This is a genomic window from Streptomyces sporangiiformans, assembly GCF_005768555.2.
Lineage (GTDB): Bacteria > Actinomycetota > Actinomycetes > Streptomycetales > Streptomycetaceae > Streptomyces > Streptomyces sporangiiformans.
Genome location: NZ_VCHX02000340.1, coordinates 1 through 14,304, shown reverse-complemented (window position 1 = coordinate 14,304; position 14,304 = coordinate 1). Strand labels below are relative to the sequence as shown.

At 71.2% G+C, this 14,304-nt stretch carries 15 protein-coding genes; 7 read left to right on the top strand and 8 right to left on the bottom strand.

Annotated elements, in window-relative coordinates; translation table 11 throughout:
* The first annotated feature begins 199 nt into the window (after positions 1-199).
* From FGD71_RS43340 to FGD71_RS43330, 3 genes are all read left to right on the top strand, one after another.
* Positions 200-1,096, top strand: a complete 897-nt coding sequence (locus FGD71_RS43340; RefSeq protein ID WP_119106094.1) for an arginase family protein — start codon at positions 200-202, stop codon at positions 1,094-1,096.
* A 209-nt stretch (positions 1,097-1,305) separates the two neighbouring features.
* Entirely contained in the window at positions 1,306-2,457 is a 1,152-nt protein-coding gene (locus FGD71_RS43335; RefSeq protein ID WP_119106093.1) for a hypothetical protein, read from the top strand.
* A 133-nt stretch (positions 2,458-2,590) separates the two neighbouring features.
* On the top strand, positions 2,591-2,998 hold the full coding sequence (locus FGD71_RS43330; protein ID WP_119106092.1) for a CoA-binding protein: 408 nt from the start codon (positions 2,591-2,593) through the stop codon (positions 2,996-2,998).
* A 26-nt stretch (positions 2,999-3,024) separates the two neighbouring features.
* Here the strand turns inward: FGD71_RS43330 and FGD71_RS43325 are convergent, their stop codons facing one another.
* Complete coding sequence (locus FGD71_RS43325; protein WP_119106091.1) at positions 3,025-3,840, bottom strand: VOC family protein; 816 nt, start codon at positions 3,838-3,840, stop codon at positions 3,025-3,027.
* A 402-nt stretch (positions 3,841-4,242) separates the two neighbouring features.
* Positions 4,243-4,419, bottom strand: coding sequence for a hypothetical protein (locus tag FGD71_RS47795; protein WP_162931389.1), 177 nt, complete (start codon positions 4,417-4,419; stop codon positions 4,243-4,245).
* A gap of 134 nt (positions 4,420-4,553) precedes the next feature.
* Between FGD71_RS47795 and FGD71_RS43320 the strand changes: the two genes are divergently transcribed.
* On the top strand, positions 4,554-6,110 hold the full coding sequence (locus tag FGD71_RS43320; protein WP_119106090.1) for an FAD-dependent oxidoreductase: 1,557 nt from the start codon (positions 4,554-4,556) through the stop codon (positions 6,108-6,110).
* Between the two features lie 44 nt (positions 6,111-6,154).
* Here the strand turns inward: FGD71_RS43320 and FGD71_RS43315 are convergent, their stop codons facing one another.
* Positions 6,155-6,514 (bottom strand): ArsR/SmtB family transcription factor, encoded by a 360-nt coding sequence (locus tag FGD71_RS43315; protein WP_162931388.1) that lies wholly within the window; start codon positions 6,512-6,514, stop codon positions 6,155-6,157.
* Positions 6,515-6,576: 62 nt separating this feature from the next.
* On the opposite strand from FGD71_RS43315, the gene FGD71_RS43310 reads away from it, so the two are divergent.
* The gene (locus tag FGD71_RS43310) at positions 6,577-7,680 is read left to right on the top strand and encodes a cation diffusion facilitator family transporter (RefSeq protein WP_181359394.1); all 1,104 of its coding nucleotides are present in this window, start codon (positions 6,577-6,579) and stop codon (positions 7,678-7,680) included.
* 15 nt (positions 7,681-7,695) lie between these two features.
* On the opposite strand, the gene FGD71_RS43305 is transcribed toward FGD71_RS43310, so the two are convergent.
* Together FGD71_RS43305 and FGD71_RS43300 are read right to left on the bottom strand one after the other, a co-directional pair.
* Positions 7,696-8,253 (bottom strand): YbaK/EbsC family protein, encoded by a 558-nt coding sequence (locus FGD71_RS43305; RefSeq protein ID WP_119106088.1) that lies wholly within the window; start codon positions 8,251-8,253, stop codon positions 7,696-7,698.
* A 43-nt stretch (positions 8,254-8,296) separates the two neighbouring features.
* Positions 8,297-8,869, bottom strand: coding sequence for a helix-turn-helix domain-containing protein (locus FGD71_RS43300; RefSeq protein WP_119106087.1), 573 nt, complete (start codon positions 8,867-8,869; stop codon positions 8,297-8,299).
* Between the two features lie 92 nt (positions 8,870-8,961).
* Here FGD71_RS43300 and FGD71_RS43295 point away from each other — a divergent pair, with 92 nt between their 5' ends.
* The gene (locus FGD71_RS43295; RefSeq protein WP_119106086.1) at positions 8,962-9,813 is read left to right on the top strand and encodes a DMT family transporter; all 852 of its coding nucleotides are present in this window, start codon (positions 8,962-8,964) and stop codon (positions 9,811-9,813) included.
* Between the two features lie 33 nt (positions 9,814-9,846).
* Here FGD71_RS43295 and FGD71_RS43290 read toward each other — a convergent pair whose 3' ends face one another.
* Positions 9,847-10,671: an acyltransferase gene (locus tag FGD71_RS43290; protein WP_119106115.1), complete on the bottom strand. Its 825-nt coding sequence runs from the start codon at positions 10,669-10,671 to the stop codon at positions 9,847-9,849.
* Positions 10,672-10,756: 85 nt separating this feature from the next.
* Between FGD71_RS43290 and FGD71_RS43285 the strand changes: the two genes are divergently transcribed.
* Positions 10,757-11,290, top strand: coding sequence for a gamma carbonic anhydrase family protein (locus FGD71_RS43285; RefSeq protein WP_119106085.1), 534 nt, complete (start codon positions 10,757-10,759; stop codon positions 11,288-11,290).
* Position 11,291: 1 nt separating this feature from the next.
* On the opposite strand, the gene FGD71_RS43280 is transcribed toward FGD71_RS43285, so the two are convergent.
* Both FGD71_RS43280 and FGD71_RS43275 read right to left on the bottom strand, forming a co-directional pair.
* Positions 11,292-11,975, bottom strand: a complete 684-nt coding sequence (locus tag FGD71_RS43280; protein ID WP_119106084.1) for a DedA family protein — start codon at positions 11,973-11,975, stop codon at positions 11,292-11,294.
* Between the two features lie 162 nt (positions 11,976-12,137).
* On the bottom strand, positions 12,138-13,742 hold the full coding sequence (locus FGD71_RS43275) for a carboxylesterase/lipase family protein (RefSeq protein ID WP_119106083.1): 1,605 nt from the start codon (positions 13,740-13,742) through the stop codon (positions 12,138-12,140).
* Positions 13,743-14,304 lie beyond the last annotated feature (562 nt).

Sequence of the window (14,304 nt, the reverse complement as noted above, 5' to 3'; positions counted from 1 at the left end):
CGGAGTCGGAGATTTACGCCGGTCTCCCGCCGGACTCGCGCTGATGGTCACGATGGTCACGATGGAAAGAGGCATCCGATATGCGGCACCTCGGGCCTGTGGCGGCGCTGCTCAGGAAGGCGCCGCCACAGAGGCTGTCGCAGGACGGAACCGCAGGACAGAACCGCAGGACGAAGTCGCAGGACAAAGGGGTCCGAGCATGCGGGAGTCGATGGTCATCGAGGCGCCGTCCGTGCTCGGGCTGCGGCCGTCCGGCGTCCAGGATCTGCCCGCCGCCCTGCTCGGTGCCGGGCTGCTCGAGGGCCTGGGGGCGGTGGCCGCGGGACGGGTCGAGGCGGCGGCGTACGACCCGAGGCGGGACGCCGGCACGGGGGTCCTCAACCCGGTGGGCATCGCCGAGTACTCCGTCAGGCTGGCCGACGCCGTGGCCGACGTCCTGGACCGCGGCGGCTTTCCCGTGGTGCTCGGCGGTGACTGCAGCATCCTGCTCGGCAACCTTCTCGCCCTGCGCCGCCGAGGGCGTTACGGCCTGCTGTTCCTCGACGGCCACACCGACTTCTACCAGCCGGCGGCGGAACCGGCCGGTGAGGTCGCCTCCATGGAACTCGCCCTGGCCACGGGCCGTGGCCCTCGTCAGCTGACCGATCTGGAGGGCCGCGGGCCGCTGCTCCGGGACGGGGACATCGTGGCCCTCGGCTTCCGCGACGAGGAGGAGTCCGCCGAGGCCGGGATGCAGCCGCTGCCGCCGGCGCTGCACGCGTTCGGTCTTGACGACGTACGCGCCCTCGGCGCCGGCACCGCCGCGCGCCGGGCGGTCGAGCGGCTCACCGCGGGCGGGAGCGCCGGGTACTGGGTCCACCTCGACGCCGATGTACTGGACGACGCGATCATGCCGGCCGTCGACTACCGCCTCCCCGGCGGACTGACCTGGCCGGAACTGGAGAACGTGCTGCGGACGGCCCTCGCCGACGAGAGGGCCGTCGGCCTCGACGTCACGATCTTCAATCCACGCCTCGACCCCGACGGCACGATCGCGGCTCGCCTCACCGAGTGCCTGTGCCGAGGACTGTCGGCGAGGCCGGGCCGCGGAGGGTGAGCTCGCGGGGTCGGTGAGTGCGGCGGGACGCGTCCCGCGTGGCGGGGACCCGGCCCCGACTCCTCCGGGATCCGGTGAATGTCGTATACCCGGAATGCTGCCCACCGGGGACCATTGCGGGCGACAGGTTCACGGCACGGCGGGGGGACACGATCTGCCGCTACGGGCCGCGGCACCCTCCGTACGAACCTGAGAGGCAGGCGAGTCGAATGCTCCTGGCCGACGGCGACAGCGGTGGCGACGGTGCCCCACCGCAGCCCGGCACGCGCCCGGCGCTCTCGCACACGTCCACCCATCGTGCTCTGCGGTACGCCCTGCTCCTGCACTATGGACGGCACTTCGGCCCGCACCTGCTGACCGTACTGGTGATCCTGTCGTTCTCCCTGGTCACTGGCTGGTGGGAGGCCTGCGTGCTGGTGATGGTGCCCCTGGTCTACTTCCTGCCCCGGGCGTGGTGGTTCTGCTGCCGTCACGCCTCGTCCGACAGGCGCCGGGCGCGGCTGATCCTCGAGCACTACGCGTGGCGTACCTGCCTGATGGAGCGGCCCGAGCCGGACACCGCCCGGGACCGGCGCGCCACGCGCTCGGGCAACTGGGAGGGCACCTTCGTTCGCCTCGTGGACCGGTCCGAACCCGGGAGCGGTCGGCTGCACGGGGTGCCGGGGCCGGGGTGGCGCAGGCCGGTCCGAGGACTGCGCGACACCCGCGTGATCACTGCGGCGATGGGCGCGGGCGGCGGGACGGAGGTGTGGTTCGCCGGGGATCCGCGGTTCGGCGGTGTGGTGTCACCCAGCGGGGGCGGCAGTCCCGTACTGCTGCGAGCCCGGGGACGGCGGGGACTACGGGGCGAGGACAAGGCCGCGCCGCCCGAGCGGGACGCCGTGGCGATACGTGCCGGGCTGCTCGAGTACCGCGATCTGCCGAAGCGGCACCCGATACGGCGCCGTCAGGAGGACGAGGAGGCGGTGACGGTCATGCACCGGAGCCGCCCGCGCCGACGGCCCGGACCCTCTCCGTCGGGTGTGGCGGACCTGCTGGAGCGCAGGGCCTCCGCGCGGATCCTCGCCCGTACGTTCCTGGGCATGCTGGGCGTGCTGCTCGTGCTGTGCGGCGGCGTGGCTCTCCTGGCTGCGGTGTTGCCGGACGGCTCCGGCGGCGTGGCGTACCGCCTCCTCCTGGTCACCTTGGCCCTGGCGGTGCTGGCGCCGGCATGGCCCTGCCTGTCGGGAGCCCGCTGGGCGGGTTCGGGCCGCGAACGGACCGGCACCGCGAGGACGGCGGCCATGCTGACCTTGTGGGCGGCCTCGTCGACACTCATGCTGACGTCGGTCGTGGCGGTGGTCGAGCTCTCCCTGGAGTAGCGGACCGACCGTCCCCGGCGGGAATCCCCCGGAGTCGACACTGGTTGCCGGACAGAGGCGAACCCGCCACTTCCGAACGTCCTACTACCCGACGTACTACTTCCCGACGTACTACTCCCACAGGAGGCCCAGCGTGTACGGCGACACGGACACCATCCGCAAGATCCTCACCGAGCTCGGTGACACCTGGGCGATCGTCGGCCTCTCCTCGAACGAGCGGCGGGCCGCACACGGAGTCGCGCGGGTCCTGCAGCGCTACGGCAAGCGGATCGTGCCCGTACACCCGAAGGCCGAGACGGTCCATGGGGAACAGGGCTATCCGTCCCTCGACGCGATTCCGTTCGACGTCGACGTGGTGGACGTCTTCGTGAACAGCGACCTCTCCGGACCGGTCGCCGATGAAGCCGTGGCCAAGGGCGCCAAAGCGGTCTGGTTCCAGCTCGGCGTCATCGACGAGGCCGCGTACGACCGGACTCGCGCCGCGGGTCTCGACATGGTCATGGACCGCTGCCCGGCGATAGAGATTCCACGGCTCGGCTGAGTCGGCGGCGTCGCGGGGCGGCCGCGTCAGCGGTCCCTGCGCGAGGTCACGGTGAACTGGGCCCCGTCGGAGTCACGGAGCACCGCCTCCGTCGGGGGCTTTTCCGTGGGGGATGTGCCGACCCGGACGACGGTGCCGCCGTGGGCCTCCGCGGCGCGAACGCAGGCCTCGACGTCCGTGACCGCGAAGTGGACCTGCCAGTGCGGTCGGATCGTGGGGTCGGGCGCCGCCTCCAAGGCGCCGGAGTGGATCCGGGCCACCACGTCTCCGGCGCTGCGCAGGACCACGTCGTCCCCGTCGTAGTGGACCTCGCAGCAGCCGGGACGCGAGGTGGCCCACTCCAGGACCTCGCCGTAGAACATCGCGGCGTCGAAGGCGTCGCGGGTGAGCAGCCGCAAGAAGGCCGGCGCCGCGCGGCGCCATGTCTCCCAGCCGGCGACGAGCTGCCCCTCCCATATGCCGAAGACGGCACCGTCGCGGTCGGCCAGGAGGGCCGCCCGTCCCGGCGGGAACGCGATCGGGCCGACCGCTGCCGTGCCCCCGCGCTCCTGCACCCGGGACACGGCCTCGTCCGCGCTGGACACGGCGAAGTAGGGGGTCCAGGCGACGTCCATCTGCCACATGGAGGCCACGGCCGCGATACCCGCGACCGGCACGTCGTTCGCGTAAGCGATCCGGAACCGGTCCCCCATCTTGGCCGGCCGGAATTTCCATCCCAGTACCGCGTGGTAGAAGTCCTCCGCGGTCTCCTGGTCGCGTGCCGTCAGACTGACCCAGCACGGGGCTCCGAAAACCGAGTGGCTCGAGATGACGTCGTCTTGGACTGTTGTATCGCGGTTCATGACGGTACCGTCCTGGTCTCGCTGACCGACGTGCTCAGCCGCCGGTGCCGCATCGCTTCCAGACGCGGTGCTCTCGCAGCAGCCGGGTGAGCTGTCCCAGAGCGGTTTCGGCACTCGCCCAGCCACCGACGGCCGTCCCTAACCGGAGGGCCGCCGACCTCGTAAGGAGCACGCGCGGATCCGTGGGTTCCTTCGGTTACAGCATCCCCCGCCTCGGCGTCCCGCGCTCCGCAGGCGTCGCTCACCGTCCCTCGGTCACCGGCCTTCAGTGGGTTTTTCTCGCTCATGAAGAGCTTCCAACCGTGGTCGGGGTGGTGTGCGACGCCTGAGTACCCCCGACCCGATCTTTGAACCCTCGGCACGGCTTTGACGATTGTCAGGACCTTCGTGCTCGGTTACGGCTCAGTCCGTACCCCGGATGATGTTGGTCTCGGGGTCCGTGAACTCCTGCTCGCCACCGTCGTCCCGTCGGGGACCACGCGCGAAGGGAACATCGAGCACCCCGTCTCCGGTCCCGCGCTCCTCGATGACCGGCTCGACGACGACCGGCTCGATGTCTGTGCTGGTGCCGGGTTCCATGGGGGGCACCTCCTACGTCTTTCCAGATTGCCGTACCGAGTTACCCGACGGCCGCCGCCGAAACGGCCCCCGCGTTCCACGGCCCCCGAGCAGGGCGGATGCTTCGTCCGCCGGTTCCCGGGGACTCGGTGCTCATGACCGACAACGCTGGCATTCGGGGCTCGTACTGGATGGACACGGCGCCGGGCGAGCCGTACCCGGCGCTCGACACGGACCTGACCGTCGACGTGGCCGTGGTCGGGGCGGGCATCGCCGGGATCAGCACGGCCTGGGAACTGGCTCGCGCCGGGCGGAGCGTCGCTCTCCTGGAGGCTGATCGCGTCGCCGCGGGCGTCACCGGCCACACGACCGCCAAGCTCTCCGCGCAGCACACGCTGATCTACGACCGGCTGCGCCGCACTCGGGGCGCGGAGGCGGCACACCTGTACGCGCGCTCGCAGTCCGATGCCATCGAGCACGCCGCGGCCCTCGTCGACGAACTGCGCATCGACTGCGACTGGGAGTGGACGAGCGCCTTCACGTACACCCGGGACCCTGTACGGCTCCCCGAGATCCGCGCCGAGGCGGAGGCCGCCCGCGAGGCCGGGCTGCCCGCGGAGGTCGTGACCGAGACCGACCTCCCTTACTCCATTGCGGGCGCGGTACGTGTCGCCCAGCAGGCCCAGTTCCACCCCCGCAAGTACCTGCTGGCCCTTGTCGGGGAACTGTCGGCCCAGGGCGCGCACATTCACGAGCGCACACGCATCGTCGGCCTCGAACAGCTCGAACAGGTCGACGCGTGCCGTCTGACGGCCGAGACCGGGGCGCGGGTGACCGCCGGCGATGTCGTGATCGCCACGCACTACCCGGTCTTCGACCGGGCCCTGCTGTTCACCCGGCTCTCGCCGCGCCGCGAACTCGTCGTCGCGGCGCCCCTTCCGGCCGACCGCGATCCCTCCGGCATGTACATCACGCCGGAGGAGGACACTCGCTCGGTGCGTACGGCCCCGTACCGGGACGGCGAGCGGCTGCTGATCGTCACCGGCGAGCACTTCACGCCCGGCACCGGCGACACCGACAAACGGTTCGCGCGCCTCGCCGACTGGGCCGAGGAGCACTTCCCGGACATCATGCTCACCCACCGGTGGGCCACCCAGGACAACGACTCCACCGACACGGTGCCGCTCGTCGGTCATCTCCCTCCGGCCTCGCGCCACGCGTACGTGGCGACGGGGTTCGGCGGATGGGGAATGAGCGGCGGCATCATGGCCGGCCGACTGCTGGCCGGGCTCATCACGGGCGACCGACCGCCGTGGGCCGAACTGTACGATCCCCGGCGCCTGCGTTCCGTACTCCGGGAGGCTCCGGCCTTCCTCAAGCACCAGGCGAAGGTGGCCCGGCACTTCGTGGGCGACCGGCTGCCGTCGCCGTACGCCGACTCGTTGGCCGACATCGCGCCCGGCACCGGCTCCGTCGTCCGCCACGCCGGACAGCGCTGCGCCGTCTACCGCGACGAGGACGGCCAGGCGCATGCCGTGTCCGCACGGTGTACGCACATGGGATGTCTGGTCGCCTTCAACTCGGCGGAACACGCCTGGGAGTGCCCGTGCCACGGCTCCCGTTTCGGTACCGACGGCGAGGTGCTGCAGGGCCCGGCGACACGACCGCTGGAGCGGCGCGAGCTGCGTGAGGTCGAGCCGCTGGAGGACTGAACGGAGCACGGGCGGCGGCCCCGGAGCGCGGGCGGATGGGGCACTCAGTCGTGTGCCGGCCGGTCGCTCAGCCGGTGGTCGGCGAGGTTGAGCGCCTCGTCCACGACCCGGCGCAGATGACCGTCGCGCAGGGAGTAGATCACCCGGCGGCCCTCCTTGCGGGTGTTCACGAGCCCCGCGAGACGCAGCCGCGCCAGGTGCTGGCTGACGGCCGGGCGGGCCGCGCCGCACCGCTCGGTGAGGGTGGTGACGTCGGCCTCGTCATCGGCCAGGGCGTGCAGCAGGACGAGGCGGGTGCGGTCGCCGAGGAGGGCGAGGAGTTCGGCGGCGAGAGCGAACTGCTCCTCGCCAGGGGTGCGCGGATGCGCATCGTGCGCAGATGATAGGTGCATGCGTGCGCTCATACGCACATAATGGCCCTGTGGACCCTACCGAGTCCACTGCCGCGCACGGAAAGGTGACGCTTGTGAGCACCGAGCACCATGGGCACGCCCACCACCAGCACGAGCCCGGCCAGAGCCACAGCCACGACAGACGCGAGCACCACCACAGCCACGACCAGCGCGCGCACCGCTCGCGCCTCTCGCGTCTGCGTCACCGGCTGCGGCACCTCCTCACACCCCACTCCCACGAGGCCGCCGACAAGGTCGACGCCGCCTTGGAGTCCTCCGCCCGCGGCATCCGGGCCCTGTGGATCTCGCTGGCCGTGCTCGGTGTGACCGCCGCGGCGCAGGCAGGGGTGGTCGTGATCTCCGGTTCGGTCGCACTGCTGGGCGACACCGTGCACAACGCCGCGGACGCGCTCACCGCCGTACCTCTTGGCATCGCCTTCGTCCTGGGCCGGCGCGCGGCGACACGGCGGTTCACCTACGGCTATGGGCGGGCCGAGGATCTGGCGGGCCTCGTGATCGTGCTGACGATCGCCGCGTCCGCCGTGTTCACGGGCTGGACGGCGATCGACCGCCTGCTCGATCCGCGCCCGGTGGACCACATTCCGGTCGTCGCCGCGGCGGCCGTCATCGGCTTCGCGGGCAACGAGTGGGTGGCCCGCTACCGCATCCGCGTCGGCCGCGAGATCGGCTCGGCAGCCCTCGTCGCGGACGGCCTGCACGCGCGCACGGACGGGTTCACCTCGCTCGCAGTCCTGCTCGGCGCGGGCGGGGCCGCACTCGGCTGGCAGCTCGCCGACCCGATCGTGGGGCTGGCGATCACGGCGGCTCTGCTGCTGGTGCTCCGTGACGCCGCGCGCGAGGTCTTCCGCCGGGTGATGGACGCGATCGACCCGGCGCTGGTGGACACGGCCGAGCGTGCGCTGCGCGAGGTGCCGGGCGTGCAGGATGTCGGCGAGCTGAGGCTGCGCTGGATCGGCCACCGGCTGCGTGCCGAGGTCGCGCTGGTCGTGGACGGCGAAGCGAGCGTGCGGCACGCCCACCGCATCGCGGTCGAGGCCGAACACGCCCTGCTGCACGCCGTTCCCGGGCTCACCGCGGCCCTGGTCCACGCCGACCCGTCACCGGCTCCCGGGGAAACGGACCCCCACCTCGTTCTGGCCCATCACGCGGCGGCCTGACCCGCCCCGACGAGGTCAGGCGACGCCGAGCCCCTCCAGCACCACGGCGTTCGGCAACTCCGCGAACGCCTTTCCCGGGACCAGCAGCTTTCCGCGCCGGCGGCCGCTGCCGACCAGGACGTACGGCAGATCGACCACCGCCGAGTCCACCAGCACCGGCCACGTGGCGGGCAGCCCGATCGGCGTGATCCCGCCGTACTCCATGCCGGTCTCGCCGGTGGCCGTGTCCATCGCCGCGAACGACGCCTTGCGCGCGCCGAGGTGGCGCCGGACCACACCGTTCACATCGACCCGGGTGCCGGAGAGTACGACGCACGCGACCAGAGTGGTCTCCCCGCCGCGCTTGCCCGCGACGACGACACAGTTGGCGGACTGCTCGAGGAGTTCCTCGCCGTAGTGCTGGACGAACGTGGCGGTGTCGGCCCAGTCCGGCTCGGTGTCGACGTACACGATCTGCTCGGCGGGGACGCTGCCGCGCCACTGGCGTACCGCGTCGGCGACGGGGCGGGTCAGTGCGTCCAGGCAGTCGGGAGCCGGCGCGGCGTTGTCGAAGTGTCCGATGGGAGCGCGCATGACCGCACGCTAACAGCCCTGCGGGCACCCCTCGACGGGTGTCTCAGTGCACGGCCGGGACCGACACCGCCATGACCATCTCCAGCGGTACGTCGCCCGAATTGGCGTACGTATGGGGGACGTTGGCCTCGAAGGAGGCACTCGCTCCCGCCGGAACCCGGTACTCCGTGCCGTCGACCGTGAGCGTCAGCTCGCCCGCGGTGACGTGGAGGAGTTCGACGGTGCCGGCCGGGTGCGGGTCCGAGGGACTGCCCTCGCCCGGCATCAGCAGCCAGTCCCACATCTCCAGCGGCCCGGGGGCCTCGGCCCCCGCGAGGAGCCGGTTGTAGCTGCCGGCGTCGGTGTGCCAGAGCCGGACGGCCTGCCCGGCCGGGATGATCCGCACCTTCGGGCCCTGCTCGTAGTCCAGCAGCGTGGTGATGCTGACGCCGAGTGCGTCGCCGATCTTGACGACGGTGCCCAGGCTGGGGTTGGTCCGGGCCTGCTCGATCTGGATGAGCATGCCGCGGCTGACCCCCGCGCGGGCGGCCAGCGCCTCCAGGGTGAAGCCGCGCTCGGTGCGCCAGCGCTTGACGTTGCGCGCCAGGGACTGGGTCAGCAGGTCGAGGTCCGACACATTCCGTCCAATATTCTGAATGACAGAGTCTAATTCATTGCACTATGGTGTGGTGCACCTGATCGTTCACCGCACTGTACTGCGAGGCCTCCATGACAGCACTCTTCGCCCTGGCCACGAGCCTCCTGTGGGGACTGGCCGACTTCGGCGGCGGGCTGCTGACGCGACGTACGCCGGCGCTGACGGTGGTGGTCGTCTCGCAGTCGATCGCCACTGTCGTGCTCGGTGCGATCGTCGTGGCGACGGGGGCCTGGAGCGAGACGGGCCCACAGTTGTGGTTCGCGGTGGCGGCGGGGCTCGTCGGACCCGTCGCGATGCTCGCCTTCTACAAGGCACTCGCCCTCGGCCCGATGGGCGTCGTCTCGCCGCTGGGCTCCCTCGGCGTCGCCGTCCCGGTGGCGGTGGGCCTCGTCCTCGGCGAGCGCCCGGGGCTGCTGCAGTTCGCGGGGATCGCGGTCGCCGTCGTGGGAGTCGTGCTGGCGGGCGGCCCGCAGTTCAAGGGCGCCCCCGTGCAGCGGCAGGCCGTCCTGCTCACGCTGCTCGCGGCGTTCGGCTTCGGCGCGGTGATGGCCCTGATCGCCGAGGCGTCGACCACCCTCACCGGTCTCTTCCTCGCCCTGTTCGTACAGCGCGTCACGAATGTGGCGGCGGGCGGCGCGGCCCTGTATGTCGCCGTCCGGCGCGGCACCGAGGCTCCACCGAAGATCGCCTGGGGCTCGCTCCCGGCCCTCGCCTTCGTCGGCCTCGCCGATGTCGCGGCCAACGGCACCTACGCGCTGGCCGCCCAGAACGGCCCGGTCACGGTGGCCGCCGTACTCGCCTCCCTCTACCCGGTGGTCACGGCGCTGGCGGCGCGCGGCTTCCTCAGCGAGCGGCTGCGGGGGCTCCAGGCGACGGGTGCGGGCCTCGCCCTCGTCGGCACGGTGCTGCTCGCCACGGGCTGAGACACCGGCTCCGAGTGAGACTCAGGCGCCGCGTCAGGACTCGGCGCGTACGTCCTCGGGGGTGCTCTCCTGCGCCGGCGCGGTGAGGCGGGCGGCGGTCTCGGCGTCGAGTTCGGCCAGCGCCAGCAGCTGCTCCGGGGTGACTCCGTCGGGGATCGGCACCGGTGGCGGCGTACGCAGCGGCGGCTGCCAGCCGTCGTCGGGCGACCAGCGCCGCACGACGCGTGCCGGGGCTCCGGCCACCACCGCGTGGTCCGGCACCACACCGCGGACCACCGCACCGGCCGCCACCACGACGTTCCGCCCGATCCGCGCCCCCGGCAGGATCACCGCGCCCGTCCCGATCCAGCAGCCCGAGCCGATCTCCACCGCCTCCATCCGCGGCCACTGCTTGCCGATCGGCTGGTGGGGGTCGTCGTACGAGTGGTTCGTGGACGTCACGTACGCATACGGGCCGAAGTAGCAGTCGCTGCCGATCGTGACCGTCGTGTCGGCGATGACGTGGCTGCCGCGGCCCAGCACGACACCGTCACCGAGGCGCAGGATGGGGTCCGGCCCGAGGTCGAGGTCGGGCATCAACCCGGCGGTCAGGGTGACCTGTTCGGCGATGATGCAGTGCGAGCCGAGGTGGATCCACGGCTCGCCGAAGACCGTGCCCTGCGGGAAGGCGAGCCTGGTACCCGTTCCTATCGCGCCGAAGCGCAGCCGCCCGGGATGGTCGGCGGTCACGGCGCCCGTACGTTGCGCCCAGGCCCAGCCCGCTTGCACGACGCGCTGGGACAGCCGGCGCCGCCATGATGAGAACGTGTTCTTGCGCTTGGGCACCCGCTCACCGTACTCAGCGTGAGGTGTGCCCATGAGGTCGTACGGCTGTGATCTTCGCCCCACCCCGGCCTCCCCCGATGGCTTACGGTGCCGGTACCGACGAGACAAGGAGTGGGCGATGACGCACAAGGCGCTGATCGCGGGCGTGGGCGGCAAGGATCCGAAGGTGGATCAGGAGGCGTTCACCGCCCCGACGTCCGTGGTGCTCGGCGAGGTGACGCTGCATGCGGGCGCGAGCGTCTGGTACGGCGCGGTGCTGCGGGCCGACTGCGGACCGATCGTCATAGGCGCCGACAGCAATGTCCAGGACAATTGCTCACTCCATGTCGACCCGGGCTTCCCGATCACCATCGGCGAGCGCGTCTCGATCGGCCACAACGCCGTCGTGCACGGCGCCACGGTCGAGGACGACTGCCTGATCGGAATGGGTGCCACGGTGCTCAACGGGGCAGTGATCGGCGCCGGTTCACTGGTCGCCGCGCAGGCGCTGGTGCCGCAGGGCATGCGCGTGCCCCCGGGCTCGCTCGTCGCGGGCGTACCCGCCAAGGTGAAGCGAGAGCTGACCGCCGAGGAGCGCGAGGGCATCTCGCTGAACGGCACGCTGTACGTGGAAATGGCCAGGGCGCACCAGGCCGCCCACGAGGAGCGGTGACTCAGTCGGCGGCCGGGACGGTCTCCGGCTCGGCCCCGGCCGCTGCCTTCTCCGTCACGGTCCCGGCGGTCGCCGTCTGGGCCGTCGCCTTCTTGGCCTTGCGCTTGAGGACCAGCATGGAGACCAGCCCGATGAGCACGGCCGCCACCAGGCCGAGCCAGGAGAAGCGCTTGAGCCAGGACTCGGCGACGACGCCGACGTAGTAGATGACGGCCGTGGTGCCGCCCGCCCAGAGGATCCCGCCGAAGACGTTGGCGATCAGGAACTTCCAGTACGGCATGCGCAGGACACCGGCGAGCGGGCCCGCGAAGATCCGCAGCAGGGCGACGAAGCGGCCGAAGAACACGGCCCACATGCCCCACTTCTCGAAGGACCGTTCCGCGGTGGCGACATGGCCCTCGCTGAAGTGCTTGGGGAATTTGCCGCCGAGCCAGGCCAGCAGCGGACGTCCGCCCTTGCGGCCGATGGCGTACCCGATGGAGTCCCCGATGATCGCGCCGGCGGTGGCGCACGCGCCGAGGATGAAGGGGTCGATCTCGCCGTGCTGGGAGGCGAGCAGCGCAGACGAGACCAGGATGATCTCGCCGGGCAGCGGAATGCCCAGGCTCTCCAGACCGATGACCACGCCCACCAGCGCGTAGATGCTGACCGCAGGCACGGTCTCGAGCCATTCCTGGACGTGCAACGCCGTTTCCTCCCCATCCAACGAACCCGCGTTCCCGGCGCGCGCTCTTTCGAAGAACGCACGCCGGGGCAGACTACCTGTTCACTGAGACGGCAGCGCAGTCCCACAGGTTGCACTGGTGCTCACAGTGAACAGTCGTCCTCCGCCGGACCGGCCCCCTGGTCACCGGGGCGACGAAGCGTCCCAGAGGTCGCACTGGTGCTCACTGCGGACCGTCGCGCTCTGGCTGTTCCCGCCCTGTGAGGCGGTTCGCAGGGACAGCACCTTCTTCTGCCCGTCCGGCATCGCCGGCTGCCCGTCGGCACGCGGCACACCGTCCCGGATGAACGACCCCCAGTACTGGATCATCTGCCGCGAGAGCACCCGCTGCTCGGCGTTCAGCGGAGACTCCAGACCGAAGTGCTTGAAGAGGTACTGCACCTCGTTCACATGGGTCGCTCCGAAGTCGAAGTCCGTGCCGAGGTTCCGCAAAGAGGCGAAGGGCGGCCCCGTGCGGTCGGCGAACTCGTACGCGTAGACCGGGCCGCGGCCCTTGAGCACGTGGTCGAGCCGGAGCGCCGGGCAGGCCATCAGCTGGTCCCCGAAGGCGGTGGCGTACGCGAGGGTCGGCGAGGCGTAGTCCGTCAGCGGGTACCGCTGGAGTACCCGGTCGGCCTGCTCCGCGCCGAATGCGGATCGCACCACATCGGGATACCGCTCGGCCGTGAGCGGCGTCCCGTTCGCGTCGAACTGGGCGAAGGCGAACATCCGCCCCTCGTCCTGATTGGCTCCGCCGAGTACGGGGACGCGGGCGGCCGCACCGTTCGCATACGCCTCGAAGGGCTGCACGGGCAGGAAGTCGCCGCCGACCACGGGTTCCCAGGGGAAGCCGGCCTGGGCGGCGAGGACTTCCTTGGCGGACTTGCCGCGTAGACAGGCCACGCTCGTGCATCCCAGCTTCTTCATGAAGGCCGCGCCCTGAGTCACCGCCTCCTTGTGCGTGCGGGCCGCACAGTCCTCATACGCTCCGCTTTGGACGATCCCCGCGCGGTAGAGGCCCCGTGACATCGGCGAAGCCATCTGGGTGCAGACCGAACGGCCGCCCGCGGACTCGCCCGCGATGGTGACGCGGCCCGGATCGCCGCCGAAGCGGCCGATGTTGGCACGCACCCAGCGGAGAGCTGCCCGCTGGTCGAGCATTCCGAAGTTGCCCGACACACCGTCGCGCGTCTCCCGGTCGAGTCCGGCCGCGGCGAGGAAACCCATCGCGCCGAGGCGGTAGTTGACGGTCACCACGACCGTGCCGGTCTGCCGCGCGAAGGTGTCGGGAACAATGTCCTCGCCCGCGCCCGCGGTCAGCCCGCCACCGTGCAGCCAGACCATGACCGGACGCCGTCCGGCGCCTTCGGGGACGTACACGTTGAGGTCGAGGCAGTCCTCGGTGTGGCTGGGCTCTTCATAGCCCGGGTCCCAACTCTTCGTCTGGACACAACGGTTGCCGAAGTCCCGCGCGGCGCGCACGCCCTGCCATCTCTCGACGGACCGTGGTTCGCGCCAGCGGAGGTCGCCGACGGGCTGTTGTGCGTAGGGGATGCCGAGGAACTGCCGCCCTTCGGCGGTGGTCTCACCGCGAACCCAGCCCTGCTCGGTCCGGACGAGGGGTGGGTCCTGAGCGGCCGAGGCAGGGGACGCCGCGGCGGATGTGGGTGCGGCAGTGAGGAGGAGGGCGGCGGCCAGTGCGCTCAGCAGCAGACGCAGGGCCGATCGCCGGGACACGGTGTCGGGCATGAGCCGTCACTCCTTGGGTGCGCGGACACGTCGTTGGGGAGCGCATGTACACGTGTCACCGGCAAGTTGGCGTTCGACCCTTGAACGTGTCGTTGCGCCAAGCGAATTGATGTGCCGTCAGGTGTCACGGGTACGCAGCGGAAAACTAGATCCGGCGGTGACTCGTGTCAACGAAGTGAACAAAACACCGGTCGAACTCCCACAGGAAACGAAGGAAACCCGCCACTGGCGAGTCGCGCGCGGCGCCCCGGAGAGGACCGGGGCGCCGGCGCCGCGGCGGCCGCTTTCTTACACCGCGGTGATGCCCTCCGTGCCGGATCCGGCGAAGGGGGCAGTCCGGTGACTGTAGCGACCTTGGTGAGCGAACGGTTCCGGCCGCTACGGAAGCCATCGACAGTACCGGAAAGCCGTTCTGCGCGTGCCTCACCCTCGTGGTCGGCGCGTGCGGAGCCGACCGCTGTCGCCGGACAGGCCCTAGTTGTGCTGTTCGGACAGGTTGGTGACGCGGCTGGCTGGGGTGTGGCCGCTGATTCCGGTGTGGGGTCGGTGGTAGTTGTACCAG

Coding starts and splice junctions, on each gene's coding strand:
- FGD71_RS43295 (WP_119106086.1), top strand. CDS start 8,962: ATGACAGCACTCTTCGCCCTGGCCACGAGCCTCCTGTGGGGACTGGCC.
- FGD71_RS43285 (WP_119106085.1), top strand. CDS start 10,757: ATGACGCACAAGGCGCTGATCGCGGGCGTGGGCGGCAAGGATCCGAAG.
- FGD71_RS43335 (WP_119106093.1), top strand. CDS start 1,306: ATGCTCCTGGCCGACGGCGACAGCGGTGGCGACGGTGCCCCACCGCAG.
- FGD71_RS43320 (WP_119106090.1), top strand. CDS start 4,554: ATGACCGACAACGCTGGCATTCGGGGCTCGTACTGGATGGACACGGCG.
- FGD71_RS43305 (WP_119106088.1), bottom strand. CDS start 8,253: ATGCGCGCTCCCATCGGACACTTCGACAACGCCGCGCCGGCTCCCGAC.
- FGD71_RS43275 (WP_119106083.1), bottom strand. CDS start 13,742: ATGCCCGACACCGTGTCCCGGCGATCGGCCCTGCGTCTGCTGCTGAGC.
- FGD71_RS43325 (WP_119106091.1), bottom strand. CDS start 3,840: ATGAACCGCGATACAACAGTCCAAGACGACGTCATCTCGAGCCACTCG.
- FGD71_RS47795 (WP_162931389.1), bottom strand. CDS start 4,419: ATGGAACCCGGCACCAGCACAGACATCGAGCCGGTCGTCGTCGAGCCG.
- FGD71_RS43290 (WP_119106115.1), bottom strand. CDS start 10,671: ATGGGCACACCTCACGCTGAGTACGGTGAGCGGGTGCCCAAGCGCAAG.
- FGD71_RS43315 (WP_162931388.1), bottom strand. CDS start 6,514: ATGAGCGCACGCATGCACCTATCATCTGCGCACGATGCGCATCCGCGC.
- FGD71_RS43340 (WP_119106094.1), top strand. CDS start 200: ATGCGGGAGTCGATGGTCATCGAGGCGCCGTCCGTGCTCGGGCTGCGG.